The organism is Pseudomonas sp. B21-047 (assembly GCF_024748775.1).
GTDB classification, from domain to species: domain Bacteria; phylum Pseudomonadota; class Gammaproteobacteria; order Pseudomonadales; family Pseudomonadaceae; genus Aquipseudomonas; species Aquipseudomonas capeferrum.
In genome coordinates, this window is record NZ_CP087169.1 from 100,369 (window position 1) to 125,000 (window position 24,632).

A 24,632-nucleotide genomic window follows, 5' to 3' on the forward strand; every position below is an offset into this window, starting at 1 on the left:
ACAGGGAGAGATAGGGTGGCTGTGCCGGCCTCTTTTCGGGCAACCCCGTGAAGAGGCCGGTACTGGCTAAAGGATACCGCCGAATCACGCTTTGCGTGTAGCACCGCTCGGTGGTTGCGGGGTATGCCGGCGCCAACGCAGCAACCCGGCCGCCAGGATCAGCCCCAGCAGCAAGGCGAGCAACCCGTACAGCTCGTCATAACCCAGCAGGGGCTTCTCGATGCGCAGGTAGCCTTGGTCCTTGAGCAGTGCCTGCAACGCTTCGTTGGCCTGCGCCAGGCTGACCTGCCGCAACTTTCGCACCGGGTTGGCAAAGCGCCCGTCGTTGTAGTCGTTCAACGCCCCCCAGTAGTAGTCGGCCAAGGCGCTGTTGCCCTGGGTGCTCCAGCTTTCCCGGGCCATGCTGGCGCCCTTGATGCGGGCGAAGGTATCCGGGTCGAGGCCTTCCTTGCGCAGGTGGTCGAACAACCCCTGCATCACCTTGACCGCCTGGTCGACGTCGTCGCGTTCCAGGTCGGCGTTGAGGCTGAGCATGCCGCTGTCACCGAAGCTCTCGCGCTGTACCGACGGCCCGTAGGACAAGCCATTGCGCAGGCGCAGCTGGTCGTATAGCGCCCAATCCAGGTAGCGTGACAGCAGGTCGAGGGTCGGCTGATGGTCGTTGTCCAGCACCGGCTCGATGAACAGCCAGTGCAGTTTGACGCTGTCGCCCAGCCAGCCGCGAGTCAGGTCGCGGCGTTGCTCGGCCTGCTGGCTGATGCTTTCGAGGTTGCGGCGCTCTTCCGGCTCGGTGGCAGGCAGCTCGCCAAAGGTGCGCTCCAGGTACGCCGGCAGCAGGCGGTCGAGGCCGCCGACCATGATCAGGGTCATGTTGTTGGCCGCGTACCAGCGGTCGCGCAAGGCCTGCACCTGCTCCAGGGTCATGTCGTCGATGTTCGAGCGCTCGGCACACTTGAGGCCCAGTTCGGTCGCCAGTTGGTCACTGGCAGGGTGGCCGATGTCCTGGCGGTCCAACCAGCGTTGCAGGTGACCATAGTGGCCGCCGTCCTCGCGCTCGATGATCCTTTTCGCCGTGGCCAGGGCCTTGGCGTCGATAGGGGTGTCGCGGATCACCGCCAGCAGCAGGTCGAGCACTTTACGCTGGTTACGCGCAGGTGCCTCGATCACGAACGTGGTGTCGGCGCTGCTGGTATAGGCGTTCCACTCGCCACCCAAGGCTTGCAGGCGCTCTTCCAGTCCGCCCTCGCCGGTTTCGTCGATACCGCTGAACAGCAGGTGCTCGAGCAGGTGTGGCAGCTCCTTCTGCTCACAGTCGAAGTCATCCAGGCCAACCCCGACCACCAGGCGGATGGCCACGTGGTCACGTTCATAGCCGTCCTTGAGGATGACCTGCAGACCGTTGGGCAACAGGTACCCCTCTACCCGCGAGCGGTCGAGGGCCAGGGTGGGCAGGCTGCAGATCAGCAGGCAAACGAACATCAGGCAACGCATGGGCGAGCTTGGCTCTCCTGGTAGGCGAAATCACGGCAAGCGGGCTTCGTCCGGCACAGTGTCGAGCATCAGCCCGCCGGTGTCCGAACCGCCTAGTACCACATAGGCACTGCTGCAGAACAAAGAGTTCAACCGCTTCATGTCGGCAATCAGCTCCAAGTGTAGCGAACTGGTCTCGATACTTTGCACCACCTTGCGTTGCAGGCGGCTGACATGCGCGTGGGCAAGGCGCCTTTCCTGCGCACGGAAACGGCGTTTTTCACGCAGCAGCAGCTGTGCGCTCTCGGGGTCTGCGCTGAGAAACACCGACAGGCCGAGGCGCAGGTTCGACAACAGCTGTTCTTGCAGGCCGGTCAGTTCCTCCAGGCCGACCTGGGAAAACGCCCGGCGTTGGCTGGTTTTCTGCTGCTGGACCTTGCGCAGCATGCGCTCGACCAGGTCGCAGGCCAGCTTGAGGTTGATCGCCAGTTCGATGATTTCGGCCCAGCGCCGGTTGTCGCGCTCGCTGAGGTCCTCCCGCGTCATTTGCGCCAGGTACAGTTTGATGGCGCTGTACAAGGCCTCGGCGTCCTCGGCCAAGGCGCGCACCTGCTGTGGCAGGGCTGTCTGGGTGCCGCGCAGGGCGCCGAGCATGGCTTCGAGCAGGTTGTCGACAATATCGCCCAGGCGCAGGGTCTCGCGGGCGGCATTGGCCAGTGCCAGGCTGGGGGTGTCGAGCGCCGAGGCATCGAGGTGGCGCGGGCGCACTTGGCCGTTGCCGTTTTCGCGTTCGGGCAGCAAGCTGTTGCACAGCCGGCCCATAGGTTTGACGGTGGGCAGCATGATCAGGCAGCGCAAGGTGTTGTAGAGCAGGTGGAAGCCGATCACTAGCTCCTGAGGGCTGAAGCTCAGTGTGTCCATCCACGTCACCAGTGGGTGCAGCACCGGAATGATCAGCACCAGGCCGATCAGCTTGTACAGCAAGCTGCCCAGTGCCACACGCCGCCCGGCGGCGTTCTGCATGCTGGTGCTGATGAACGCCAGCAAGCCGCTACCGATGTTGGCACCGACCACCAGGCCGATGGCCACCGGCAGGCTGATCAGTTCGGCGCCGGCCAGCGTCGCGGTGAGCAGCACGGCCGCCAGGCTGGAATAGGAAATCATGGCAAACAGCGCGCCGACCAGGGCATCGAGCAAGATGTCGCCGGTCAGCGAGGCGAACAGCACTTTCACCCCCTGGGCATGGGTGATGGGTGCAGCGGCCTGCACGATCAGCTCCAGGGCCAGGATGATCAAGCCAAGCCCGATCCCTACCCGGCCCAATTGGCCGACCCGGGTCTGCTTGCGGGAAAGGAAGAAGATCACCCCTAGAAAAATCAGCAGCGGTGACAGCCACGACAGGTCGAAGGTCAGCACCCTGGCCATGAGCGCGGTGCCGACATCGGCGCCGAGCATGATCGCCAGGGCTGGCGTCATGGCCATCAGGCCCTGGCCGACGAAGGATGTGACCAGCATGGCGGTGGCGTTGCTGCTCTGCACCATGGCGGTGACGAGGATCCCGGCGATGAACGCCAGGGGGCGCTTGTTCATGTTCTGGCTGATGATGCGGCGCAGGTCGGACCCGAATACCCGCAGGATGCCAGTACGCACGATATGTGTACCCCAGACCAATAGCGTCACGGCCGAGAGCAGGTTGAGCAGGGTCAGCATGGCGAAGCCCCCTGTTGCCGATGGCCCATGCGGGCCAAGAAGTGGAGCGTGGGCGCTTGAGAAATTTCAGTGCCCACTCAAAGCTTTAGTTGTTTTGTGCAGCTGTTGCCAGCTTCGCATGGCTGTCACTCATTTGAAACACACCGCGCATGAATGATTGCCCTGTATTTCTGTGGCCGCATCAACGAAAAAGGGCCCCGAAGGGCCCTTTTCTGCAACACGCTTCCTGGGTTTATTGACCCGGAATGTCCTTGCGCAGTTTCACCGGATCATGCTCTTTGCCATCCTTGCCATCCTTGCGTGATGAGGCAGTGCGCATACGGATGTTGATCGCTTCCACCGCCAGCGAGAACGCCATGGCGAAGTAGACGTAGCCTTTTGGCACATGCACGTCGAACGATTCGGCGATCAGTACGGTACCGACCACGATCAGGAACGACAGCGCGAGCATCTTCAGCGAAGGGTGCTTGTCGATGAAATTGCTGATGGCACCGGCGCACAGCATCATCACCAGCACGGCGACGACGATGGCGGCGATCATCACCGGCACATGGGACACCATGCCCACTGCGGTGATCACCGAGTCCAGCGAGAACACGATGTCGATGATGGCGATCTGGATGATGGTGTAGAAGAACTTGCCGCCCGCGCCTTTGGGCTCGTCGCTGCTTTCGTCTTCACCTTCCAGGCCGTGGTAGATCTCCTGCGAGCTCTTCCACAGCAGGAACAGGCCACCGAAGAACAGGATCAGGTCGCGCCCGGAGATGCCATGGCCGAAGACCTCGAACAGGTCGGCAGTCAGGCGCATGACCCAGGTGATCGACAGCAGCAAGAGGATGCGCGTGACCATGGCCAGGGCCAGGCCGAAGATCCGGGTACGTGGCTGCATGTGCTTGGGCATGCGGCTGACCAGGATCGAAATCATGATGATGTTGTCGATCCCGAGCACGATCTCAAGCGCGGTGAGGGTGAAAAAGGCAACCCAGATTTCCGGGCTGGTCAGCCATTCCATGTGTATTCCTTCGAGCGATAAAGGCGACGCGCCCGGACAAGGGGCGCGTCGCGGTAGTGTAATACGTGTTTATTAAAGACTACTGAACAGCGGGAAAATGCCCATCAGCAATGCGGCGAGCATTATGCACAGGCACACCAGAACTGCCCACTTCAAGGTGAAGCGCTGGTGGTCGCCGAATTCGATGCCGGCCAGGGCCACCAGCAGGTAGGTGGAGGGTACCAGGGGGCTGAGCAGGTGTACCGGCTGGCCGACGATCGACGCACGGGCCATCTCGACCGGGCTGATGCCATAGTGGCTGGCCGCTTCGGCAAGCACCGGCAACACGCCGTAGTAGAAGGCGTCGTTGGACATGAAGAAGGTGAACGGCATGCTCACGATCGCGGTGATCACCGCCAGGTACGGGCCCATTGCATCGGGGATGACCGCCAGCAGGCTCTTGGACATGGCATCGACCATGCCGGTGCCCGACAGGATGCCGGTGAAGATACCTGCGGCGAAGATCAGCCCGGTGACGGCCAGCACGCTGCCGGCATGGGCGGCAATGCGATCTTTCTGCTGTTGCAGGCAGGGGTAGTTGACGATCATGGCGATGCTGAAGGCGATCATGAACAGCACCGGCAGTGGCAGTACGCCTGCGATCAGGGCAACCATCAGGGCTGCGGTCAGGGCGCCGTTGAAGTACAGGAGCTTGGGGCGACGCGCATCCGGGTACTGCGAAACGGTGATTTCGCTGTGGTCGATGTCGTCGGTCGGCAGGTGCAGTTCACCCAGACGAGCACGCTCGCGTTTGCCGTACATATAGGCAATGGCCAGGATCGCCAGCACGCCGAACAGCATCGCCGGGATCATCGGCACGAAAATGTCCGATGGGTCCACGTGCAGGGCACTGGCGGCGCGGGCGGTCGGGCCACCCCACGGGGTCATGTTCATCACGCCGCCGGCGAGAATGATCAGCCCGGCCATGATCCGCGGGCTCATGCCCAAGCGGCTGTACATCGGCAACATGGCGGCGCAGCAGATCATGTAGGTGGTGGCGCCGTCACCGTCGAGCGAGACCACCAGGGCCAGCACGGCGGTGCCCACCGAGACTTTCAGCGGGTCACCTTTGACCAGCTTGAGGATCTTGCGCACGGCCGGGTCGAACAGGCCAGAGTCGATCATCAGGGCGAAATAGAGAATGGCGAACATCAACATCACGCCGGTGGGCGCGAGCTTGCTGATGCCGTCGAGCATCATCGGGCCGATTTTGGCGGAAAAACCACCGAACAGGGCGAACAGGATCGGTACCAGGATCAGCGCGATCAAGGCCGACAGGCGCTTGGTCATGATCAGGTACATGAAGGTGATGACCATGGCAAAGCCGAGGAAGGTCAGCATGGCAATACTCCAGGCGTGGCGCGGCGAAAGGACAGTCGATTCGGGCGGATCAGCGCGTCGGGCGCTGCGCAGGGAGCTTGCGAAGGGGCACTACGAGAAGGCGGGCACAGGAATACATCAGAATCACCATTGTTGTTGTTGATTGGGCCGGGCGCGGAAAATTCCGGATGCCCTGGCTGACCGGTCTTGTGCCGGTAGTGGGCGCTATCCTATGAGGGCAAGCTTTCAGCCAGCTTTCGCTGAGACAAAGGCGACAGGAGGTAGGTGATGCAGGATGTGACCGAGGGTGGCTGCCATTGTGGCGCCTTGCGTTATCGGTTGGAGGGCGCGCTGACGGATGTTGCCCACTGCCATTGCACGATTTGTCGGCGGGTCAGTGGTGGTTTGGTGGTGACCTGGCTGACTCTGCCCCGCTCGGGTTTTCAATGGTTGGCGGGCGAGCCGAACTGCTACGTGGCACCGGCCAGTTGCAGCCGGTACTTCTGTGGGCATTGCGGGGCGCATGTGGCGCTGGTTACTGCGCACAGCCCGCACAGCATTGATGTGACGGTGGCGACGCTGGACCACCCGGAACGGGTGCGGGCCAACCGGCATATCTGGATTGGTAGCCGGCTGCCCTGGTTGCACCTGGACGAGGACTTGCCGGGCGAGGCTGAGGAAAGCTTGTAGGAGCGGCCTTGCGTCGCGAAAGGGCTGCGCAGCGGCCCCGGGATTTGGGACTGTCAGTTTTTTTGTGTTCCGACCGGTCCGGCGCCCCGGCAAGGCCGCTCCTACAACTGCAGCCCACCTGCGGCCTTGTGCAATGCCCGCAAATGCTCGCCCACTTGCTTCACGTTGGCCTCTATCGCGGCAATTTCCTTGGCCCGCGACGGGTCCAGCAGCGCCCTCACCTCTTTGTCCAGGTCAGTGCTCAGCCGCAGCAACTGGGCCTGCCGCTCGCTGCTGACCTGCTCCAGGTGCTTGCGCTCATCAGGCTGCGGCAGGCCGTAGCCTTTGGCATCCAGCAGTTCTGCCGGGCGGCTGAGAAAACCGCTGTTGGCGAGCATCTGCTGCAGCGTCTGGTTGGCCTTGTCGATGCTGCCATCCTTCAGTGCAGCAGCGTTCAGGTAGCGCTGCTTGACCTCGTCCTGGGCCAGCAACAGCTGGCGCCGCAAGCTGGCCTGTTCCAGCAGCAGCAAGGCGGCGCTGGTGCGCAGGTCGGCCTGGGCGAACCAGCTGCGGCGCTGCTCGGCATCCAGGGCCAGCCAGTCCTCGACCTTGTCCTGCTTGATCGGCAGCTGCTTTTTCAGCACGTCGAACATGGCCTGGTAGCGGTCGCGGTAGGAGTCGAAGCGGTAACCCAGGCGCAGCGCTTCGCGTGGGTCATCGAGCACACGGGTATCGGCAATGCCCCGCCCTTTGAGCACCTCCAGCAAGCCGTTGGGCATGATGCTGTCCAGGTCGTTCAGGCGTGGGTTAGCCGTGCCGCTGCGTAGCAGTTTCAGCGACTCGACCGCGCAGTTGTTGGACAGGAAGTAGTAATTGCCGTCGTAGCTCCAGTGCATTTCTGCGGCCTGGCGCACCAGGTTCTCGACTTCCTGGCGGTCGAGCCTGAGCGGGATCGAGGCCAGGCTACGCAGCTCGGTCTTGGTGTATTCGTCGATCACCTGGCCCAACGGCAGCACGAACAACCGCGACGGGTAAGCGCCGACCAGGCCGTCCCAACTGGACAGCTGCACATCGTTGACGAAGGCGCGGTACGACAGCACCAGGTGCTGGTCGAGGTCCAGGCGGCAATCCGGGCCGCGCGGCCGGCCAGGCTTGCAGATGACCAGGCGCAGCATGCTGTGGCCCCAGCGGCTGACCCAGTTCTGATTGGCCTCGGCCAGCAGGTAGTCGACTTCATAGACGCGCTCGGGGTCGATCTCTCCCAGCGGCTGGCGGGCGAAGTCGCTGCCGGCATTGAGGAACGGCAGGCCTTTGGCACAGGCTTGTTGCTCGGGGGCCCAGCCGAAGTGGTCGCGCAGGTACTGGTTCAAGGCTGGGCGCCGGCAGGCATAGCTCGGGTCGAGGAGGAAGTACTCCATGTTGACCGCGATGAATTCCTTGGGGCTGCTCAGCTCATAGCTGTCGGGGCTGCGCACGAACTGGCCGTTGTGCTGCTCGCGTTCGCCACGGCGGCCGACATACTGCTGCCAGCCGGCAAGGTCGAGCAGGCGTGGGTCATCGCTCAAGGTGAAGCGCCGCTCGGCCTGGCCGCGGCACGCCTCTGGCAGGCCGACTTTGCCCACGGTGCCCTGCTGGCGCTTGCAGCGGGCGATCAGCGAGCGCTCGGTAGCGGGCCATAGCCGTGCGCGGTCGTAAATGTGGGTCAGCTCATGCAGCACAGTGGCCAACAACTCCTCCCGCACGGTGCCATGCGGGCGGTCGGTACGTTCGTGGGCGGCGCTGCCATCAGCCAGCCCTGGCAACAGGCGGCTGTTGAGCGCCAGGGTGGAAACCAGCGATGCCTGGCCATACGCGTCGGCAGGCATGCGCGCGCTCCAACTGACCAGCACACGCCGGTCCAGTTGCTGTTTGAAGCGCGGCGGCAGCTTGCTCAGCGCTTCGTCGAGCAGTGCCTGGCTGGCTTGAGTTTGTTGAGGGTCGAGGCCGGAAGCCTGCAGCACCAGCTGCAGGTCGGCCTGGGCGGGCGTGCCGAGCAGCGTCAGGGCGCCGCCGAGCAGCCAGGCACGCACCTGGTTCACAGTGCCAGGATGGCTTCGGCCAGTACCTGGTCGCTGGCGCCACGCGCTTCAGGCAGGCGCTCGCGCAGGGTGTTGAAGGCAGCCTCCAGTTGGGCGCCACGGATGTCACCGTTGCTGGCGACGAAGCTGGCAGCATCGTCGTGCGCTTCACGCACGACTTTGGAGTCACGGATCGATGTTGTGGTGTCTGAGGTGAAATCGATCGAGCGGCCGAAGGCGCGCACGATGATATTGCTGGTGGCCACCAGAGTCTGTGCCTGGGCCAGGTCGGCCAGCAGCAGCATGCCGAGGGTAGCGGCGATCAGCGGTTTACGCATGGAGCATCTCCGAAAAATACAGGGAGTCAGGTGTAGTCATTGGACGAGAATTGCCTGCGCCAGTTCCAGGTCGCCGACAGCCTGCCGTGCACAGTGGTAGCGCAGTGAATCGAGAGCCGCTTCCAGGCGCGCACCGCGAATCATGCCATCGCTGGCGACGAATGCTGCTGCATCGTCACGGGCCTGGCTGACCAGCTTGCGGTCAAACGGCGCGGTGGTGACTTGGCTGGTGACATAGCCGGTGATGACCAGGCTTTGTGTGGTGGTGTCCATGGCATGGGCACTTGCCATGCTCAGGGGCACGCCAACGGCGGCGAACAACAACGGCAAAAGATAACGCATGGGCTTCTAAAGGCTTGAAACGTGGGCGTGAAGGCGCGTGCGGCTGTGCGGGCGAACCCCGCGAGCCGCACGGCTCAGTTGCAGGTCAGAGCGCCAGGATGGCCTGTGCCAACTGTGCGTCGCTGGCCTGCAGGGTCGGCATTTGCCCACGAATGTGCAGGAAGGCGCTTTCCAGCTTGGCGCCGCGAATAGCGCCTTGGCTGCCGACGAAGCTGGCGGCGTCGTCACGGGCGGCCTGGACGATCTTGTCGTCGCGGAACGACGAAGACACGTCGGAAGTGGCGTCAGTCGAGGCGGCTACAGCGCCCACGACTGCGTCGGTGGTGACGACGAAGCTGGTGGCGCTGGCGGTGCCCGCCAGGCTCAGCATCAGGGCGGCGCCAATCAGATGTTTACGGGACATGATCGTGGACTCCTGGGGATTCTGCTAATCGGACGCTCGCACTGCGCGCCTCGGTACTTTTTCAACATCCGGTTCTACCAGACTGTTAAGCCAAGCGTATCACGCGCCGGTGTTTCTGGATGTTAATGAACGGCGTGCTCACAAACTGTGCTGGTGTGTTTATGATTATAAATAAACTGTACCTGTTGTACTGCCAAGTGCTCTAGCACGGGGCCAGACACAAAAAACCCGTTGCAGTCACCTGCAACGGGTTTGGAATTCGCGGTGCCGGCCGCAGCCGGCAAGCCGGAGCTTAGCGCCAGAAAGGCTTGCTCAGCTCTTCGTAACGCTGCGACTCGCTGATACCGGCGTCAGCCAGCAGGCGGGAGTCCAGGCGAGCCAGTTGACGGCGGCTGGCCATGCGACGCTGCCACAGCAGCAGGGTGGACAGAGCGCGCAGAGGCATCGAAGCGCTGGATTGCTGGGCGTTGCTTTCAAAAACCAGACCGGAACTGAGTGTACGTTCCATGATGTTTCATCCTTCCGCTTATGGCGGGATTAGGTAGTGATTTAACTGATGCCAATGATCCTCCTCTCTTGTCCATAACAGTAGATACAGTTCTGTTGCATTACGATGGTTCAGTTAACTGTGTAACCCTACTGTTGCACTCGAAATAGGCGCAACTGTACTGGTCTGCACTTTTATGGTGCGTTAATGAGTAGAGAGAGGTTTGTGAAGGCGGGATTGAAGCGTGATGACAAGTACAGTAGTACAGTTTATTAAGGCTACTGGTGGGGCGACCTTGCGTCGCGAAAGGGCTGCTGTGCAGCAGCCCCCTCCCAACCGATCAACTGGCGAGCATGCGCCCAGTTTCTTCCAGGTTTTCGTGCCAGCTCAGCGCCTCGCGCAGAATGTGCGGGGTATGGCCACCACGTTGGCACGCACGCTCGAAGTAATCGTTAAGCGCTGCGCGGTAATCCGGGTGCACACAGTTGTCGATGATCGCCCGGGCGCGCTCGCGTGGCGCCAGGCCGCGCAAGTCTGCCAGGCCCTGCTCGGTGACCAGGATGTCGACATCGTGCTCGGTGTGGTCAACGTGGCTGACCATCGGCACCACGCTGGAAATCGCACCACCCTTGGCAATCGACTTGGTGACGAACACAGCCAGGTGGGCGTTACGGGCGAAATCGCCAGAACCGCCGATGCCGTTCATCATCCGCGTGCCGCAGACGTGGGTGGAGTTGACGTTGCCGTAGATATCGAACTCCAGTGCGGTGTTGATACCGATGATGCCTAGGCGACGTACCACCTCGGGGTGGTTGGAGATCTCTTGCGGACGCAGCACCAGCTTGTCCTTGTAACGCTCCAGGTTGCCGAACACATCCGCGTTGCGGCGGGACGACAAGGTAATCGAGCTGCCCGAGGCGAAGCTCAGCTTGCCAGCGTCGATCAGGTCGAAGGTCGAGTCCTGCAGTACTTCGGAGTACATGGTCAGGTCTTCGAACGGCGAATCGATCAAACCGCACATCACCGCGTTGGCGATGCTGCCGATACCGGCCTGCAGCGGGCCGAGCTTGTTGGTCATGCGGCCGGCGTCGACTTCCTTCTTGAGGAAGTTGATCAGGTGGTCGGCGATGCCTTGGGTCTCGTGGTCAGGCGGCAACACGGTGGACGGCGAGTCCGGCTGGTCGCTGATGACGATACCGACAATTTTGGCCGGGTCGATCGGGATGGCCATGCTGCCGATGCGATCATCGACCTTGACCAACGGGATCGGTGTGCGGGTCGGGCGGTAGGTCGGGATATAGATGTCGTGCAGGCCTTCGAGGTTGGCGTTGTGCGACAGGTTGATCTCGACGATCACTTGCTTGGCGAAGATCGCGAAGCTGGCCGAGTTGCCCACCGAGGTGGTCGGCACGATGTGGCCTTGCTCGGTAATGGCCACTGCTTCGATAACCGCGATGTCCGGCAGCTTGAGCTGCTGGTTGCGCAGTTGTTCGACGGTTTCCGAAAGGTGCTGGTCGATGAACATCACCTGGCCATCGTTGATGGCCTTGCGCAAGGTGCTGTCGACCTGGAAGGGCATGCGGCGGGCCAGCACGCCGGCCTCGGTCAGCTGCTTGTCCAGGTCATTGCCCAGGCTAGCGCCGGTCATCAAGCTGATTTTCAGTGGCGACTGCTTGGCACGTTCGGCCAGGGCATGGGGTACGGCTTTGGCTTCGCCGGCGCGGGTGAAACCGCTCATGCCGACAGTCATGCCGTCCTCGATCAGACCAGCGGCATCAGCCGCACTCATTACCTTGCTGTGCAGGGAGGACAAGCGGATACGATCACGGTACATGGATTGTTATCTCAGGCTACTGAAGCTACTGGAGCGCAGTCTAGAGATTTCGCCGGTTGCCGTCCCACGACCATGGTCGTATGAGAAGCCCGGAAGTAGAGCCGTTGATCTGGATCAGGCAAATGCAAAAAGCCCCGCAGATTTCTCGGCGGGGCTTCTTATATAGCGCACGGTTTACCGCGGTGGGGTTATTCCACTGCTTTGACCATATCCTCGATTACCTTCTTGGCATCACCGAATACCATCATGGTCTTGTCCAAGTAGAACAGTTCGTTGTCCAGGCCTGCATAGCCACTGGCCATGGAGCGCTTGTTGACGATGATGGTCTTGGCCTTGAACGCCTCAAGGATCGGCATGCCGGCAATCGGCGATTTGGGGTCGTTCTTCGCTGCCGGGTTGACCACGTCGTTGGCGCCCAGCACCAGTACCACATCGGCCTGGCCGAACTCGGCGTTGATGTCGTCCATCTCGAACACCTGGTCGTAAGGCACTTCGGCTTCGGCCAGCAGCACGTTCATGTGCCCTGGCATACGGCCTGCCACCGGGTGGATCGCGTACTTCACAGTCACGCCGTTGTGGGTCAGCTTCTCGGTCAGCTCCTTCAACGCGTGCTGGGCACGGGCAACCGCCAGGCCGTAGCCAGGCACGATGATCACCGTGTCGGCATTGCTGAGCAGGAAGGTGGCGTCGTCGGCCGAGCCGGATTTTACCGGGCGAGCTTCCTGGGCGCCCGCTGGGCCTGCAACATCCGTCGCGCCACCGAAGCCGCCGAGGATGACGTTGAAGAACGAACGGTTCATCGCCTTGCACATGATGTACGAGAGGATCGCACCGCTGGAGCCGACCAGTGAGCCTGCAATGATCAGCATCGAGTTGTTCAGCGAGAAGCCGATACCCGCAGCGGCCCAGCCCGAATAGCTGTTGAGCATCGACACCACCACCGGCATGTCCGCGCCACCGATCGGGATAATGATCAGTACGCCCATGATGAAGGCCAGGGCCAGCATCAGGGTGAAGGCACTGTAATGGCCGGTGAAGGTGAACAGCAGGCCAAGGGCGATGGTGGTCAGGCCAAGGATCAGGTTCAGCTTGTGCTGGCCGGCGAACTGTACCGGTGCGCCCTGGAACAGGCGGAACTTGTACTTGCCCGACAGCTTGCCGAAGGCGATGACCGAACCCGAGAAGGTGATGGCACCAATGGCTGCACCGAGGAACAGCTCCAGGCGGTTGCCGGTGGGGATCGGGTCGCTGATGGCGGCGACGATGCCCATCGACTGGGGCTCAAGCACGGCGGCAATGGCGATGAATACCGCAGCCAGGCCGATCATGCTGTGCATGAAGGCGACCAGCTCCGGCATCTTGGTCATCTCGACACGCTTGGCCATGACCGAGCCAGCGGTGCCGCCGACCAGCAGGCCGACGATCACATAGCCGATGCCGGCGGTGGCAAGCTCTGCGCCCAGCTTATAGATGAGGCCAACGGTGGTGACGATGGCCAAGCCCATGCCGATCATGCCGAACAGGTTGCCGCGGCGTGACGTGGTCGGGTGCGAAAGGCCCTTGAGCGCCTGGATGAAGCAGATCGAGGCGACCAGGTAGAGAAGCGTTACCAGATTCATGCTCATGCTTACTTCTTCGCCTCGTTCTTGGCTTTCTTCTTGAACATCTCAAGCATGCGACGGGTGACCAGGAAGCCACCGAATACGTTGACCGCGGCCAAGGCCACGGCGAGCGTGCCCATCACCTTGCCGGCCGGTGTCACGGTCAGCGCGGCGGCCAGCATGGCGCCGACGATGACGATGGCGGAGATGGCGTTGGTGACCGCCATCAGCGGCGTGTGCAGTGCCGGGGTAACGTTCCACACGACGTGGTAGCCCACATAGATGGCCAGCACGAAGATGATCAGGTTGTAGATGCCATGGGAAATCAGCATGTCTTCCATTGTCGTGCTCCTTAGCCGTTCTTGCGGACGACTTGCCCGTCGCGGCACATGAGGCAGGCCGCGACGATATCGTCTTCGAGGTTGATGACCAGCGCGTTGTCCTTGTCGAACAACAGCTTCATGAAGTCCAGCAGGTTGCGTGCGTACAGCGCCGACGCATCGGCCCCCACCTGGGCTGGCAGGTTGGTGGGGCCAACGATGGTCACGCCGTTTTCCTGCACCACCTGGTCGGCAATGGTCAGCGGGCAGTTGCCGCCTTGGGCTGCCGCCAGGTCGATGACCACCGAGCCCGGCTTCATTTGCGCGACGGTTTCAGCGCTGAGCAGGGTCGGCGCCTTGCGGCCCGGGATCAGTGCCGTGGTGATGACGATATCGGCCTGCTTGGCGCGCTCGTGTACGGCCTGGGCCTGGCGCTGCATCCAGCTGGCCGGCATCGGCCGCGCATAGCCACCCACGCCTTCGGCGCACTCACGCTCCTCGTCGGTTTCGTAAGGCACATCGATGAACTTGGCGCCCAGCGACTCGATCTGCTCCTTGACGGCGGGGCGCACATCCGAGGCTTCGATCACGGCGCCCATGCGCTTGGCCGTGGCAATGGCCTGCAGCCCTGCAACGCCGGCGCCCAGAATCAGCACGCGGGCAGCCTTAACGGTGCCGGCAGCGGTCATCAGCATGGGCATGAAGCGCGGGTAGTAGTGAGCGGCCAGCAGCACTGCCTTGTAACCGGCGATGTTGGCCTGCGACGACAGCACGTCGAGGCTTTGCGCACGTGAGGTACGTGGCGCTGCTTCCAGGGCGAAGGCAGTGATGCCGCGGTCGGCCATCTTGCCGATCAGTTCGCCGTTGAACGGGTTGAGCATCCCCACCAGCAGGCTGCCACTGCTGATCAGCGCGAGCTCCTGATCATTGGGCGCGACCACTTTCAGTACGAGTTGCGCGCCGTAGGCGTCGGCGGCGCTTCCCAGGGAGGCGCCCACGGCCTCATAGGCACTGTCCGGAATGCTGGCGTTTAGCCCTGCCCCCCGTTGGACGGTGACCTGATGGCCTTGAGCAACCAGTTTTTTGATGGTTTCAGGGGTCGCGGCGACCCTTGTCTCACCCGTCTGCGTCTCGAGAGGAACACCAATGTGCACGACTTTATCTCCTGCGGTGACCTTTTGTCTTTGTGGAAGCCAGCGTACTTCGGGTGGTGCGCTGGTGCGGTCGTTGAGCGTCAACCCGCCGAGTCCTAGGCGGGCCAGGCATTTTGCAGATGAACCCGGGGGCCTACAACCGGTTATGGAGCGAAACGAAGTTAAAACTACAAGTCACCCTGTGACCGTATGTCGCAAGCCTACCGTCGCAGCCCGTCAAACATGGGCTATTGGGAGATTAGGAGAAAAAATCAAAAAAAATGGCCGTAATTCGCTTACGACTTGCTGAGTGTCGCAATTTCGCCCTGAAAGCCGCGTGGTCAGCAGGGTTAAAGGGAATTATCAGGCTTGCATAACAGTTTACGTATATGCGACAAATACATATATCTGTAGGTGTTTAAAATAATTGACTACGGGGTCAGGTTGCCCCGTGTTCCTACGTTGATGCCGTGTATTGCTTGGCTTGTGCTACCAGCCAGTCGCGGAAGGCGCGCAGCGAAGCGGACTCAACCTTGCGCTCGGGAATCATCAGATAGTAGGCCTTGTCGCTGCTCAGGGCATGCCTGTTAGCGACCACCAACCTACCCTCCTGCAACTCACGCTGGATCAGGAAGGGTGGGATCAGCGCGACGCCCATGTCGTGCATCGCCGCCTGCGCGAGCATGGAGAATAGTTCATAGCGTGGGCCTGTCATGTCGCGCTCCACGTTCATGCCCAGGCTGGCGAACCACTGTCGCCAGGCATACGGGCGTGTTGTCTGCTGCAGCAAGGGCAGTTGCGCAATGCGCCGGGCGTCGAGCATGCCCTGCCCGTCCAGCATGGCCGGGCTGCACACGGGTACAGGGTTCTCGCCCATCAGCCGGTGCGACTGGGTGCCTGACCAGTCGGCATCACCGAAATAGATGGCGGCATCAAAGGCGGTGTCGGCGAATAGGAACGGGCGGGTGCGGTTGGTCAGGTTGACGGTGACGTCCGGGTGGCCCTGCTGGAAGTCCTTGAGCCTGGGCAGCAGCCATTGGGTGCCAAAGGTCGGCACCACGGCCAGTTCGATCACGTTGGCGCCTTGCTGGCGCATCACCGACAGGGTGTCGCGCTCAACGGCATCCAGTTGCGCGGCGACCTGGCGACTATAAGACAGGCCCGCCTCGGTCAGCTTTACCCCACGCCGTGAGCGACGAAACAGTTCGACATTAAGGAAGGCCTCCAGGCCACCGATCTGCCGACAAACGGCGCCCTGGGTCAGCGCAAGCTCTTGCGCAGCCTTGGTAAAGCTCTCGTTACGCGCCGCCGCCTCGAAGCAGACCAAGGCGGCGGTACTGGGGATCTTGCGGCGCATGTACGTCAACCTCACTTGTAAGGCTGTCAATGTGGCGTTTTGCCGATTTACGGAGTGATAAATTATCACTAATCCGTGCGCAATCCTCGTTTGTCCCGGCAGCCGATCAGGCCTAGGCTCAAGGGCACAAGAATTTGCTCTCTCTATATCGAGGATTTCGCTCATGGCCGGTAAAGCAAGCTTCCACTGGATCGATCCGCTGTTGCTGGATCAGCAGCTCACTGAAGAAGAGCGCATGGTGCGTGACAGCGCTTATCAGTTTGCCCAGGACAAGCTGGCGCCGCGCGTGCTCGAGGCCTTCCGCCATGAGCGGACCGACCCAGCAATCTTCCGCGAAATGGGCGAAATCGGTTTGCTGGGTGCGACCATTCCCGAGCAGTACGGCGGCAGCGGCCTGAATTATGTGTGCTACGGGTTGATTGCACGCGAGGTAGAGCGCATCGACTCGGGCTATCGCTCCATGATGAGCGTGCAGTCTTCCCTGGTGATGGTGCCGATCAACGAATTTGGCACCGAGGCGCAGAAGCAGAAGTACCTCCCCAAACTGGCCAGTGGTGAATGGATCGGCTGCTTTGGCCTGACCGAGCCTAACCATGGCTCCGACCCGGGTTCGATGATCACCCGTGCCCGGAAGGTCGACGGTGGCTACCGCCTGACCGGCAGCAAGATGTGGATTACCAACAGCCCGATCGCCGATGTGTTCGTGGTCTGGGGCAAGGATGACGCGGGCGACATCCGCGGCTTCGTGCTGGAAAAGGGCTGGGAAGGCCTCAGTGCCCCGGCGATCCATGGCAAGGTCGGCCTGCGCGCCTCGATCACCGGCGAAATCGTGATGGACAACGTATTCGTGCCTGAAGAGAACATCTTCCCGGACGTGCGTGGCCTCAAGGGCCCGTTCACCTGCTTGAACTCGGCGCGCTATGGCATTTCCTGGGGGGCATTGGGCGCCGCCGAGGCCTGCTGGCATACCGCGCGTCAATACACCCTGGACCGTCAGCAGTTCGGCCGCCCGCTTGCAGCCAACCAGTTGATCCAGAAAAAGCTCGCCGACATGCAGACCGAAATCACCTTGGCACTGCAGGGCTGCCTGCGCCTGGGGCGTATGAAGGATGAAGGCACGGCGGCTGTCGAGATCACTTCGATCATGAAGCGCAACTCGTGCGGTAAGGCTCTGGATATCGCCCGCATGGCGCGCGACATGCTCGGGGGTAATGGCATTTCCGACGAGTTCGGTGTGGCCCGCCACCTGGTCAACCTCGAGGTGGTCAACACCTATGAGGGTACCCATGACGTGCATGCGCTGATCCTGGGGCGTGCACAGACCGGCATCCAGGCCTTCTATTAATAAGGAGCCAGCCCATGGGCGCGCTATCACATCTGCGGGTGCTGGACCTTTCGCGCGTGTTGGCCGGCCCCTGGTCTGGCCAGATCCTGGCTGACCTTGGTGCTGACGTGATCAAGGTCGAGCGCCCGGGCAGTGGCGATGATACCCGTTCGTGGGGCCCGCCCTTTCTCCGGGACGCCCAGGGTGAGAACACCAGCGAGGCGGCTTATTACCTTTCGGCCAACCGCAACAAGCGTTCGGTGACGATCGACTTCACTCAGCCTGAAGGCCAGCGCCTGGTGCGTGAGCTAGCGGCCAAGTCGGATATCGTCATCGAGAACTTCAAGGTAGGTGGCCTGGCGGCCTACGGGCTGGATTACCAAAGCCTGAAGGCACTCAACCCGAAGCTTATCTATTGCTCCATTACTGGCTTCGGTCAGACGGGGCCTTATGCCAAGCGCGCAGGCTATGACTTCATGATCCAGGGGCTGGGCGGGCTGATGAGCCTGACCGGGCGGCCTGAGGGCGAGGAAGGCGCGGGGCCGGTGAAAGTTGGCGTGGCGCTGACTGACATCCTCACTGGGCTGTATTCGACGGTGGCTATCCTGGCCGCCCTCGCCCATCGGGATCAAACCGGCATCGGTCAGCATGTCGACATGGCATTGCTCGATGTGCAGGTGGCATGCCTGGCCAACCAGGCCATGAACTACCTGACTACGGGCAACCCGCCCCGGCGCCTGGGCAATGCGCATCCCAACATCGTGCCCTACCAGGACTTCCCCACGGCCGATGGCGATTTCATTCTTACCGTGGGTAACGACAGTCAGTTTCGCAAGTTCGCCGAGGTGGCGGGGCAGCCGCAATGGGCGGATGACCCGCGCTTCGCTACCAACAAGCTGCGGGTTGCCAATCGTGGTGAGCTGATTCCGTTGATTCGTCAGGCAACGGTATTCAAGACCACTGCAGAATGGGTGAGCCAGCTGGAGACGGCTGGTGTGCCCTGCGGGCCTATCAATGACCTGGCGCAAATGTTCCAGGACCCGCAGGTAGTGGCGCGTGGCTTGGCGGTGAGTATCGCGCACCCGCTGGCGGGGAGCGTGCCGCAGGTGGCCAGCCCGATTCGGCTGTCGGAGACACCGGTAGAGTACCGACGGGCGCCACCGCTGCTGGGTGAGCATACCGAGGCGGTATTGAGTGATGTATTGGGGCTGGATGCCGAGGCGGTACACCGCTTGCGCAGTGCCGGGGTGCTTTAAGGCTATATAAAGCAAGGAAATAGCGGGGAGGCCGAAGGCCTCCCCGCTTTGCTTTTCGGCGATATCAAAGTTTATTGGAATTAAGGGTTGACGCGGTTTCGAATCCCCTTATAATGCGCCCCACTTCCAGCGTAGTCGGAACGAAAAACTCCTTGAGATTCAATGAGTTAAATAGTCAAGACGAAGTTTGAAGTGCTCCGATCGAAAGATCGTCAGCGATTAAGATGGTGGTTGACAGCGCTTCTAAACGCTGTATGATTCGCCTCCCGCTACGAGAGATCGCAGCGAGTCAAGTGTTTGAAGCTAAACGAGTTTCTCGCAAAAAACTTCAAAATAAACGCTTGACAGGCACTGAGGAAAGCGTAGAATGCGCCCCTCGGTTGAGACGAAAAGCTCTTAACCAACCGCTCTTTAACAAATTGAATCAAGCAATTCGTGTGGGTGCTTGTGAGTATGGACTGATAGTCACAAAGATTATCAGCATCACAAGTGACCATGCGAGAAATCACATAGTCATTTGAGATTGCTGAGCCAAGTTTAGGGTTTCTTAAAAACCCAAGCAGTATTGAACTGAAGAGTTTGATCATGGCTCAGATTGAACGCTGGCGGCAGGCCTAACACATGCAAGTCGAGCGGATGAGAAGAGCTTGCTCTTCGATTCAGCGGCGGACGGGTGAGTAATGCCTAGGAATCTGCCTGGTAGTGGGGGACAACGTTTCGAAAGGAACGCTAATACCGCATACGTCCTACGGGAGAAAGCAGGGGACCTTCGGGCCTTGCGCTATCAGATGAGCCTAGGTCGGATTAGCTAGTTGGTGGGGTAATGGCTCACCAAGGCGACGATCCGTAACTGGTCTGAGAGGATGATCAGTCACACTGGAACTGAGACACGGTCCAGACTCCTACGGGAGGCAGCAGTGGGGAATATTGGACAATGGGCGAAAGCCTGATCCAGCCATGCCGCGTGTGTGAAGAAGGTCTTCGGATTGTAAAGCACTTTAAGTTGGGAGGAAGGGCAGTAAGCGAATACCTTGCTGTTTTGACGTTACCGACAGAATAAGCACCGGCTAACTCTGTGCCAGCAGCCGCGGTAATACAGAGGGTGCAAGCGTTAATCGGAATTACTGGGCGTAAAGCGCGCGTAGGTGGTTTGTTAAGTTGAATGTGAAAGCCCCGGGCTCAACCTGGGAACTGCATCCAAAACTGGCAAGCTAGAGTACGGTAGAGGGTGGTGGAATTTCCTGTGTAGCGGTGAAATGCGTAGATATAGGAAGGAACACCAGTGGCGAAGGCGACCACCTGGACTGATACTGACACTGAGGTGCGAAAGCGTGGGGAGCAAACAGGATTAGATACCCTGGTAGTCCACGCCGTAAACGATGTCAACTAGCCGTTGGAATCCTTGAGATTTTAGTGGCGCAGCTAACGCATTAAGTTGACCGCCTGGGGAGTACGGCCGCAAGGTTAAAACTCAAATGAATTGACGGGGGCCCGCACAAGCGGTGGAGCATGTGGTTTAATTCGAAGCAACGCGAAGAACCTTACCAGGCCTTGACATGCAGAGAACTTTCCAGAGATGGATTGGTGCCTTCGGGAACTCTGACACAGGTGCTGCATGGCTGTCGTCAGCTCGTGTCGTGAGATGTTGGGTTAAGTCCCGTAACGAGCGCAACCCTTGTCCTTAGTTACCAGCACGTTATGGTGGGCACTCTAAGGAGACTGCCGGTGACAAACCGGAGGAAGGTGGGGATGACGTCAAGTCATCATGGCCCTTACGGCCTGGGCTACACACGTGCTACAATGGTCGGTACAGAGGGTTGCCAAGCCGCGAGGTGGAGCTAATCTCACAAAACCGATCGTAGTCCGGATCGCAGTCTGCAACTCGACTGCGTGAAGTCGGAATCGCTAGTAATCGCGAATCAGAATGTCGCGGTGAATACGTTCCCGGGCCTTGTACACACCGCCCGTCACACCATGGGAGTGGGTTGCACCAGAAGTAGCTAGTCTAACCTTCGGGAGGACGGTTACCACGGTGTGATTCATGACTGGGGTGAAGTCGTAACAAGGTAGCCGTAGGGGAACCTGCGGCTGGATCACCTCCTTAATCGACGACATCAGCCTGCTGATGAGCTCCCACACGAATTGCTTGATTCTTTGTATAAAGACGATGCTGTAACGCGACCCTGTTATAGGTCTGTAGCTCAGTTGGTTAGAGCGCACCCCTGATAAGGGTGAGGTCGGCAGTTCAAATCTGCCCAGACCTACCAATTACTTGGTGCGGCCTACAAATACGGGGCCATAGCTCAGCTGGGAGAGCGCCTGCCTTGCACGCAGGAGGTCAGCGGTTCGATCCCGCTTGGCTCCACCACTCTTCAGGTTTCGCAGCACTGCTCAGAACTTAGAAATGAACATTCTGTGATGAATGTTGATTTCTGACTTTTGTCAGATCGTTCTTTAAAAATTCGGATATGTGATAGAAATAGACTGAACACTACTTTCACTGGTAGTGGATCAGGCTAAGGTAAAATTTGTGATGTGCTCTTAACTGAGCAGCATGCGAATTTTCGGCGAATGTCGTCTTCACAGTATAACCAGATTGCTTGGGGTTATATGGTCAAGTGAAGAAGCGCATACGGTGGATGCCTTGGCAGTCAGAGGCGATGAAAGACGTGGTAGCCTGCGATAAGCTTTGGGGAGTCGGCAAACAGACTGTGATCCAGAGATCTCTGAATGGGGGAACCCACTCAGCATAAGCTGAGTATCTTGTACTGAATACATAGGTGCAAGAGGCGAACCAGGGGAACTGAAACATCTAAGTACCCTGAGGAAAAGAAATCAACCGAGATTCCCTTAGTAGTGGCGAGCGAACGGGGACCAGCCCTTAAGTTGGTTTGAGATTAGTGGAACGCTCTGGAAAGTGCGGCCATAGTGGGTGATAGCCCCGTACACGAAAATCTCTTATCAATGAAATCGAGTAGGACGGAGCACGAGAAACTTTGTCTGAATATGGGGGGACCATCCTCCAAGGCTAAATACTACTGACTGACCGATAGTGAACTAGTACCGTGAGGGAAAGGCGAAAAGAACCCCGGAGAGGGGAGTGAAATAGATCCTGAAACCGTATGCGTACAAGCAGTGGGAGCCTACTTGTTAGGTGACTGCGTACCTTTTGTATAATGGGTCAGCGACTTATATTCAGTGGCGAGCTTAACCGAATAGGGGAGGCGTAGCGAAAGCGAGTCTTAATAGGGCGTTTAGTCGCTGGGTATAGACCCGAAACCGGGCGATCTATCCATGGGCAGGTTGAAGGTTAGGTAACACTGACTGGAGGACCGAACCGACTACCGTTGAAAAGTTAGCGGATGACCTGTGGATCGGAGTGAAAGGCTAATCAAGCTCGGAGATAGCTGGTTCTCCTCGAAAGCTATTTAGGTAGCGCCTCATGTATCACTGTAGGGGGTAGAGCACTGTTTCGGCTAGGGGGTCATCCCGACTTACCAAACCGATGCAAACTCCGAATACCTACAAGTGCCGAGCATGGGAGACACACGGCGGGTGCTAACGTCCGTCGTGAAAAGGGAAACAACCCAGACCGTCAGCTAAGGTCCCAAAGTCATGGTTAAGTGGGAAACGATGTGGGAAGGCTTAGACAGCTAGGAGGTTGGCTTAGAAGCAGCCACCCTTTAAAGAAAGCGTAATAGCTCACTAGTCGAGTCGGCCTGCGCGGAAGATGTAACGGGGCTCAAACCATGCACCGAAGCTACGGGTATCATCTTATGATGATGCGGTAGAGGAGCGTTCTGTAAGCCTGTGAAGGTGAGTTGAGAAGCTTGCTGGAGGTATCAGAAGTGCGAATGCTGACATGAGTAACGACAATGGGAGTGAAAAACTCCCACGCCGAAAGACCAAGGTTTCCTGCGCAACGTTAATCGACGCAGGGTTAGTCGGTCCCTAAGGCGAGGCTGAAAAGCGTAGTCGATGGAAAACAGGTTAATATTCCTGTACTTGCAGTTATTGCGATGGAGGGACGGAGAAGGCTAGGCCAGCTTGGCGTTGGTTGTCCAAGTTTAAGGTGGTAGGCTGAAATCTTAGGCAAATCCGGGATTTCAAGGCCGAGAGCTGATGACGAGTTGCCTTTAGGCGACGAAGTGGTTGATGCCATGCTTCCAAGAAAAGCTCCTAAGCTTCAGATAACTGGGAACCGTACCCCAAACCGACACAGGTGGTTAGGTAGAGAATACCAAGGCGCTTGAGAGAACTCGGGTGAAGGAACTAGGCAAAATGGCACCGTAACTTCGGGAGAAGGTGCGCCGGCGAGGGTCAAGGACTTGCTCCGTAAGCCCATGCCGGTCGAAGATACCAGGCCGCTGCGACTGTTTATTAAAAACACAGCACTCTGCAAACACGAAAGTGGACGTATAGGGTGTGACGCCTGCCCGGTGCCGGAAGGTTAATTGATGGGGTTAGCGCAAGCGAAGCTCTTGATCGAAGCCCCGGTAAACGGCGGCCGTAACTATAACGGTCCTAAGGTAGCGAAATTCCTTGTCGGGTAAGTTCCGACCTGCACGAATGGCGTAACGATGGCGGCGCTGTCTCCACCCGAGACTCAGTGAAATTGAAATCGCTGTGAAGATGCAGTGTATCCGCGGCTAGACGGAAAGACCCCGTGAACCTTTACTATAGCTTTGCACTGGACTTTGAATTTGCTTGTGTAGGATAGGTGGGAGGCTTTGAAGTGGGGACGCCAGTTCTCATGGAGCCATCCTTGAAATACCACCCTGGCAACTTTGAGGTTCTAACTCAGGTCCGTTATCCGGATCGAGGACAGTGTATGGTGGGTAGTTTGACTGGGGCGGTCTCCTCCCAAAGAGTAACGGAGGAGTACGAAGGTGCGCTCAGACCGGTCGGAAATCGGTCGTAGAGTATAAAGGCAAAAGCGCGCTTGACTGCGAGACAAACACGTCGAGCAGGTACGAAAGTAGGTCTTAGTGATCCGGTGGTTCTGTATGGAAGGGCCATCGCTCAACGGATAAAAGGTACTCCGGGGATAACAGGCTGATACCGCCCAAGAGTTCATATCGACGGCGGTGTTTGGCACCTCGATGTCGGCTCATCACATCCTGGGGCTGAAGCCGGTCCCAAGGGTATGGCTGTTCGCCATTTAAAGTGGTACGCGAGCTGGGTTTAGAACGTCGTGAGACAGTTCGGTCCCTATCTGCCGTGGACGTTTGAGATTTGAGAGGGGCTGCTCCTAGTACGAGAGGACCGGAGTGGACGAACCTCTGGTGTTCCGGTTGTCACGCCAGTGGCATTGCCGGGTAGCTATGTTCGGAAGAGATAACCGCTGAAAGCATCTAAGCGGGAAACTTGCCTCAAGATGAGATCTCACTGGGATCTAGAATCCCCTAAAGGGCCGTCGAAGACTACGACGTTGATAGGTTGGGTGTGTAAGCGCTGTGAGGCGTTGAGCTAACCAATACTAATTGCCCGTGAGGCTTGACCATATAACACCCAAGCAATTTGCTCATGCAGATTGCGGTGGTGAAGACGCACGAACCGAAAGTTCGAATGTACATCACAACATCACATATCCGAATTCGCTAGGCTGTCCATCTGGACATTCTGGCAACAGAATTTCTTGACGACCATAGAGCATTGGAACCACCTGATCCCATCCCGAACTCAGTAGTGAAACGATGCATCGCCGATGGTAGTGTGGGGTCTCCCCATGTGAGAGTAGGTCATCGTCAAGATTCATTTCGCAAAACCCCTATCTGCGCATGCAGGTAGGGGTTTTGTCTTTAAGTAGAAGCTCATGCTTCTTGCTGACCAGGTCGAGAGACAGATCAGCAGTGCTAAAAAGGTGATTGACAGCGTTTTTGAATGCTGTATTATTCGCCTCCCGCTACGAGAGATCGCAGCGAGTTAAGTGTTTGAAGCTAAACGAGTTTCTCGCAAAA

General features: G+C 59.3%; 17 protein-coding genes, 2 tRNA genes and 3 rRNA genes. 8 read left to right on the top strand and 14 right to left on the bottom strand.

From position 1 onward, the window contains the following. Positions 1–84 precede the first annotated feature (84 nt). The 4 genes from LOY26_RS00500 to LOY26_RS00515 all read right to left on the bottom strand — a co-directional run bounded on the left by LOY26_RS00500 (position 85) and on the right by LOY26_RS00515 (position 5,572). Entirely contained in the window at positions 85–1,491 is a 1,407-nt protein-coding gene (locus tag LOY26_RS00500; RefSeq protein ID WP_047583845.1) for a pitrilysin family protein, read from the bottom strand. Positions 1,492–1,521: 30 nt separating this feature from the next. Further along, entirely contained in the window at positions 1,522–3,180 is a 1,659-nt protein-coding gene (locus LOY26_RS00505; RefSeq protein ID WP_186663669.1) for a Na/Pi cotransporter family protein, read from the bottom strand. Positions 3,181–3,412: 232 nt separating this feature from the next. Then, positions 3,413–4,192, bottom strand: coding sequence for a TerC family protein (locus tag LOY26_RS00510; protein ID WP_186655270.1), 780 nt, complete (start codon positions 4,190–4,192; stop codon positions 3,413–3,415). Positions 4,193–4,264: 72 nt separating this feature from the next. Beyond that, positions 4,265–5,572 carry a CitMHS family transporter gene (locus LOY26_RS00515; RefSeq protein ID WP_186655266.1) on the bottom strand — a complete coding sequence of 436 codons (1,308 nt, stop codon included), beginning with the start codon at positions 5,570–5,572 and terminating at the stop codon, positions 4,265–4,267. A 267-nt stretch (positions 5,573–5,839) separates the two neighbouring features. On the opposite strand from LOY26_RS00515, the gene LOY26_RS00520 reads away from it, so the two are divergent. Continuing rightward, positions 5,840–6,241: a GFA family protein gene (locus LOY26_RS00520; protein WP_033702555.1), complete on the top strand. Its 402-nt coding sequence runs from the start codon at positions 5,840–5,842 to the stop codon at positions 6,239–6,241. A gap of 101 nt (positions 6,242–6,342) precedes the next feature. Here the strand turns inward: LOY26_RS00520 and LOY26_RS00525 are convergent, their stop codons facing one another. From LOY26_RS00525 to LOY26_RS00570, 10 genes are all read right to left on the bottom strand, one after another. Continuing rightward, entirely contained in the window at positions 6,343–8,298 is a 1,956-nt protein-coding gene (locus tag LOY26_RS00525) for a DUF4105 domain-containing protein (RefSeq protein ID WP_258714280.1), read from the bottom strand. Then, positions 8,295–8,615, bottom strand: a complete 321-nt coding sequence (locus LOY26_RS00530; protein WP_027591949.1) for a DUF2388 domain-containing protein — start codon at positions 8,613–8,615, stop codon at positions 8,295–8,297. Before LOY26_RS00530 ends, LOY26_RS00525 begins: the two co-directional genes overlap by 4 nt. A gap of 36 nt (positions 8,616–8,651) precedes the next feature. Beyond that, positions 8,652–8,957: a DUF2388 domain-containing protein gene (locus tag LOY26_RS00535; RefSeq protein ID WP_186661704.1), complete on the bottom strand. Its 306-nt coding sequence runs from the start codon at positions 8,955–8,957 to the stop codon at positions 8,652–8,654. Between the two features lie 85 nt (positions 8,958–9,042). Further along, complete coding sequence (locus LOY26_RS00540) at positions 9,043–9,360, bottom strand: DUF2388 domain-containing protein (RefSeq protein ID WP_033702558.1); 318 nt, start codon at positions 9,358–9,360, stop codon at positions 9,043–9,045. Positions 9,361–9,652: 292 nt separating this feature from the next. Beyond that, positions 9,653–9,868, bottom strand: coding sequence for a DUF1127 domain-containing protein (locus LOY26_RS00545; protein ID WP_186661706.1), 216 nt, complete (start codon positions 9,866–9,868; stop codon positions 9,653–9,655). Between the two features lie 319 nt (positions 9,869–10,187). Further along, positions 10,188–11,681, bottom strand: coding sequence for an acetyl-CoA hydrolase/transferase family protein (locus LOY26_RS00550; protein WP_033702560.1), 1,494 nt, complete (start codon positions 11,679–11,681; stop codon positions 10,188–10,190). A 188-nt stretch (positions 11,682–11,869) separates the two neighbouring features. Next, positions 11,870–13,306, bottom strand: coding sequence for an NAD(P)(+) transhydrogenase (Re/Si-specific) subunit beta (locus tag LOY26_RS00555; RefSeq protein WP_186661708.1), 1,437 nt, complete (start codon positions 13,304–13,306; stop codon positions 11,870–11,872). A 2-nt stretch (positions 13,307–13,308) separates the two neighbouring features. Beyond that, positions 13,309–13,623, bottom strand: a complete 315-nt coding sequence (locus tag LOY26_RS00560; RefSeq protein WP_033702562.1) for an NAD(P) transhydrogenase subunit alpha — start codon at positions 13,621–13,623, stop codon at positions 13,309–13,311. 11 nt (positions 13,624–13,634) lie between these two features. Further along, complete coding sequence (locus LOY26_RS00565; RefSeq protein WP_258714281.1) at positions 13,635–14,756, bottom strand: Re/Si-specific NAD(P)(+) transhydrogenase subunit alpha; 1,122 nt, start codon at positions 14,754–14,756, stop codon at positions 13,635–13,637. A 436-nt stretch (positions 14,757–15,192) separates the two neighbouring features. Further along, on the bottom strand, positions 15,193–16,092 hold the full coding sequence (locus tag LOY26_RS00570; protein WP_033702564.1) for a LysR family transcriptional regulator: 900 nt from the start codon (positions 16,090–16,092) through the stop codon (positions 15,193–15,195). Between the two features lie 163 nt (positions 16,093–16,255). Between LOY26_RS00570 and LOY26_RS00575 the strand changes: the two genes are divergently transcribed. The 7 genes from LOY26_RS00575 (at position 16,256) to rrf (ending at position 24,425) form a co-directional block, all read left to right on the top strand. Next, positions 16,256–17,437 carry an acyl-CoA dehydrogenase gene (locus LOY26_RS00575; RefSeq protein ID WP_047583850.1) on the top strand — a complete coding sequence of 394 codons (1,182 nt, stop codon included), beginning with the start codon at positions 16,256–16,258 and terminating at the stop codon, positions 17,435–17,437. A gap of 14 nt (positions 17,438–17,451) precedes the next feature. Continuing rightward, the gene (locus LOY26_RS00580; protein ID WP_033702566.1) at positions 17,452–18,672 is read left to right on the top strand and encodes a CaiB/BaiF CoA-transferase family protein; all 1,221 of its coding nucleotides are present in this window, start codon (positions 17,452–17,454) and stop codon (positions 18,670–18,672) included. 567 nt (positions 18,673–19,239) lie between these two features. Then, positions 19,240–20,776, top strand: a 16S ribosomal RNA gene (locus tag LOY26_RS00585). 86 nt (positions 20,777–20,862) lie between these two features. Next, positions 20,863–20,939, top strand: a tRNA-Ile gene (locus LOY26_RS00590). Between the two features lie 25 nt (positions 20,940–20,964). Next, positions 20,965–21,040, top strand: a tRNA-Ala gene (locus LOY26_RS00595). Positions 21,041–21,284: 244 nt separating this feature from the next. Beyond that, positions 21,285–24,176, top strand: a 23S ribosomal RNA gene (locus LOY26_RS00600). A 133-nt stretch (positions 24,177–24,309) separates the two neighbouring features. Then, positions 24,310–24,425, top strand: a 5S ribosomal RNA gene (rrf, locus tag LOY26_RS00605). Together the 16S, 23S and 5S rRNA genes with 2 tRNA genes alongside form the textbook arrangement of a ribosomal RNA operon. Positions 24,426–24,632 lie beyond the last annotated feature (207 nt).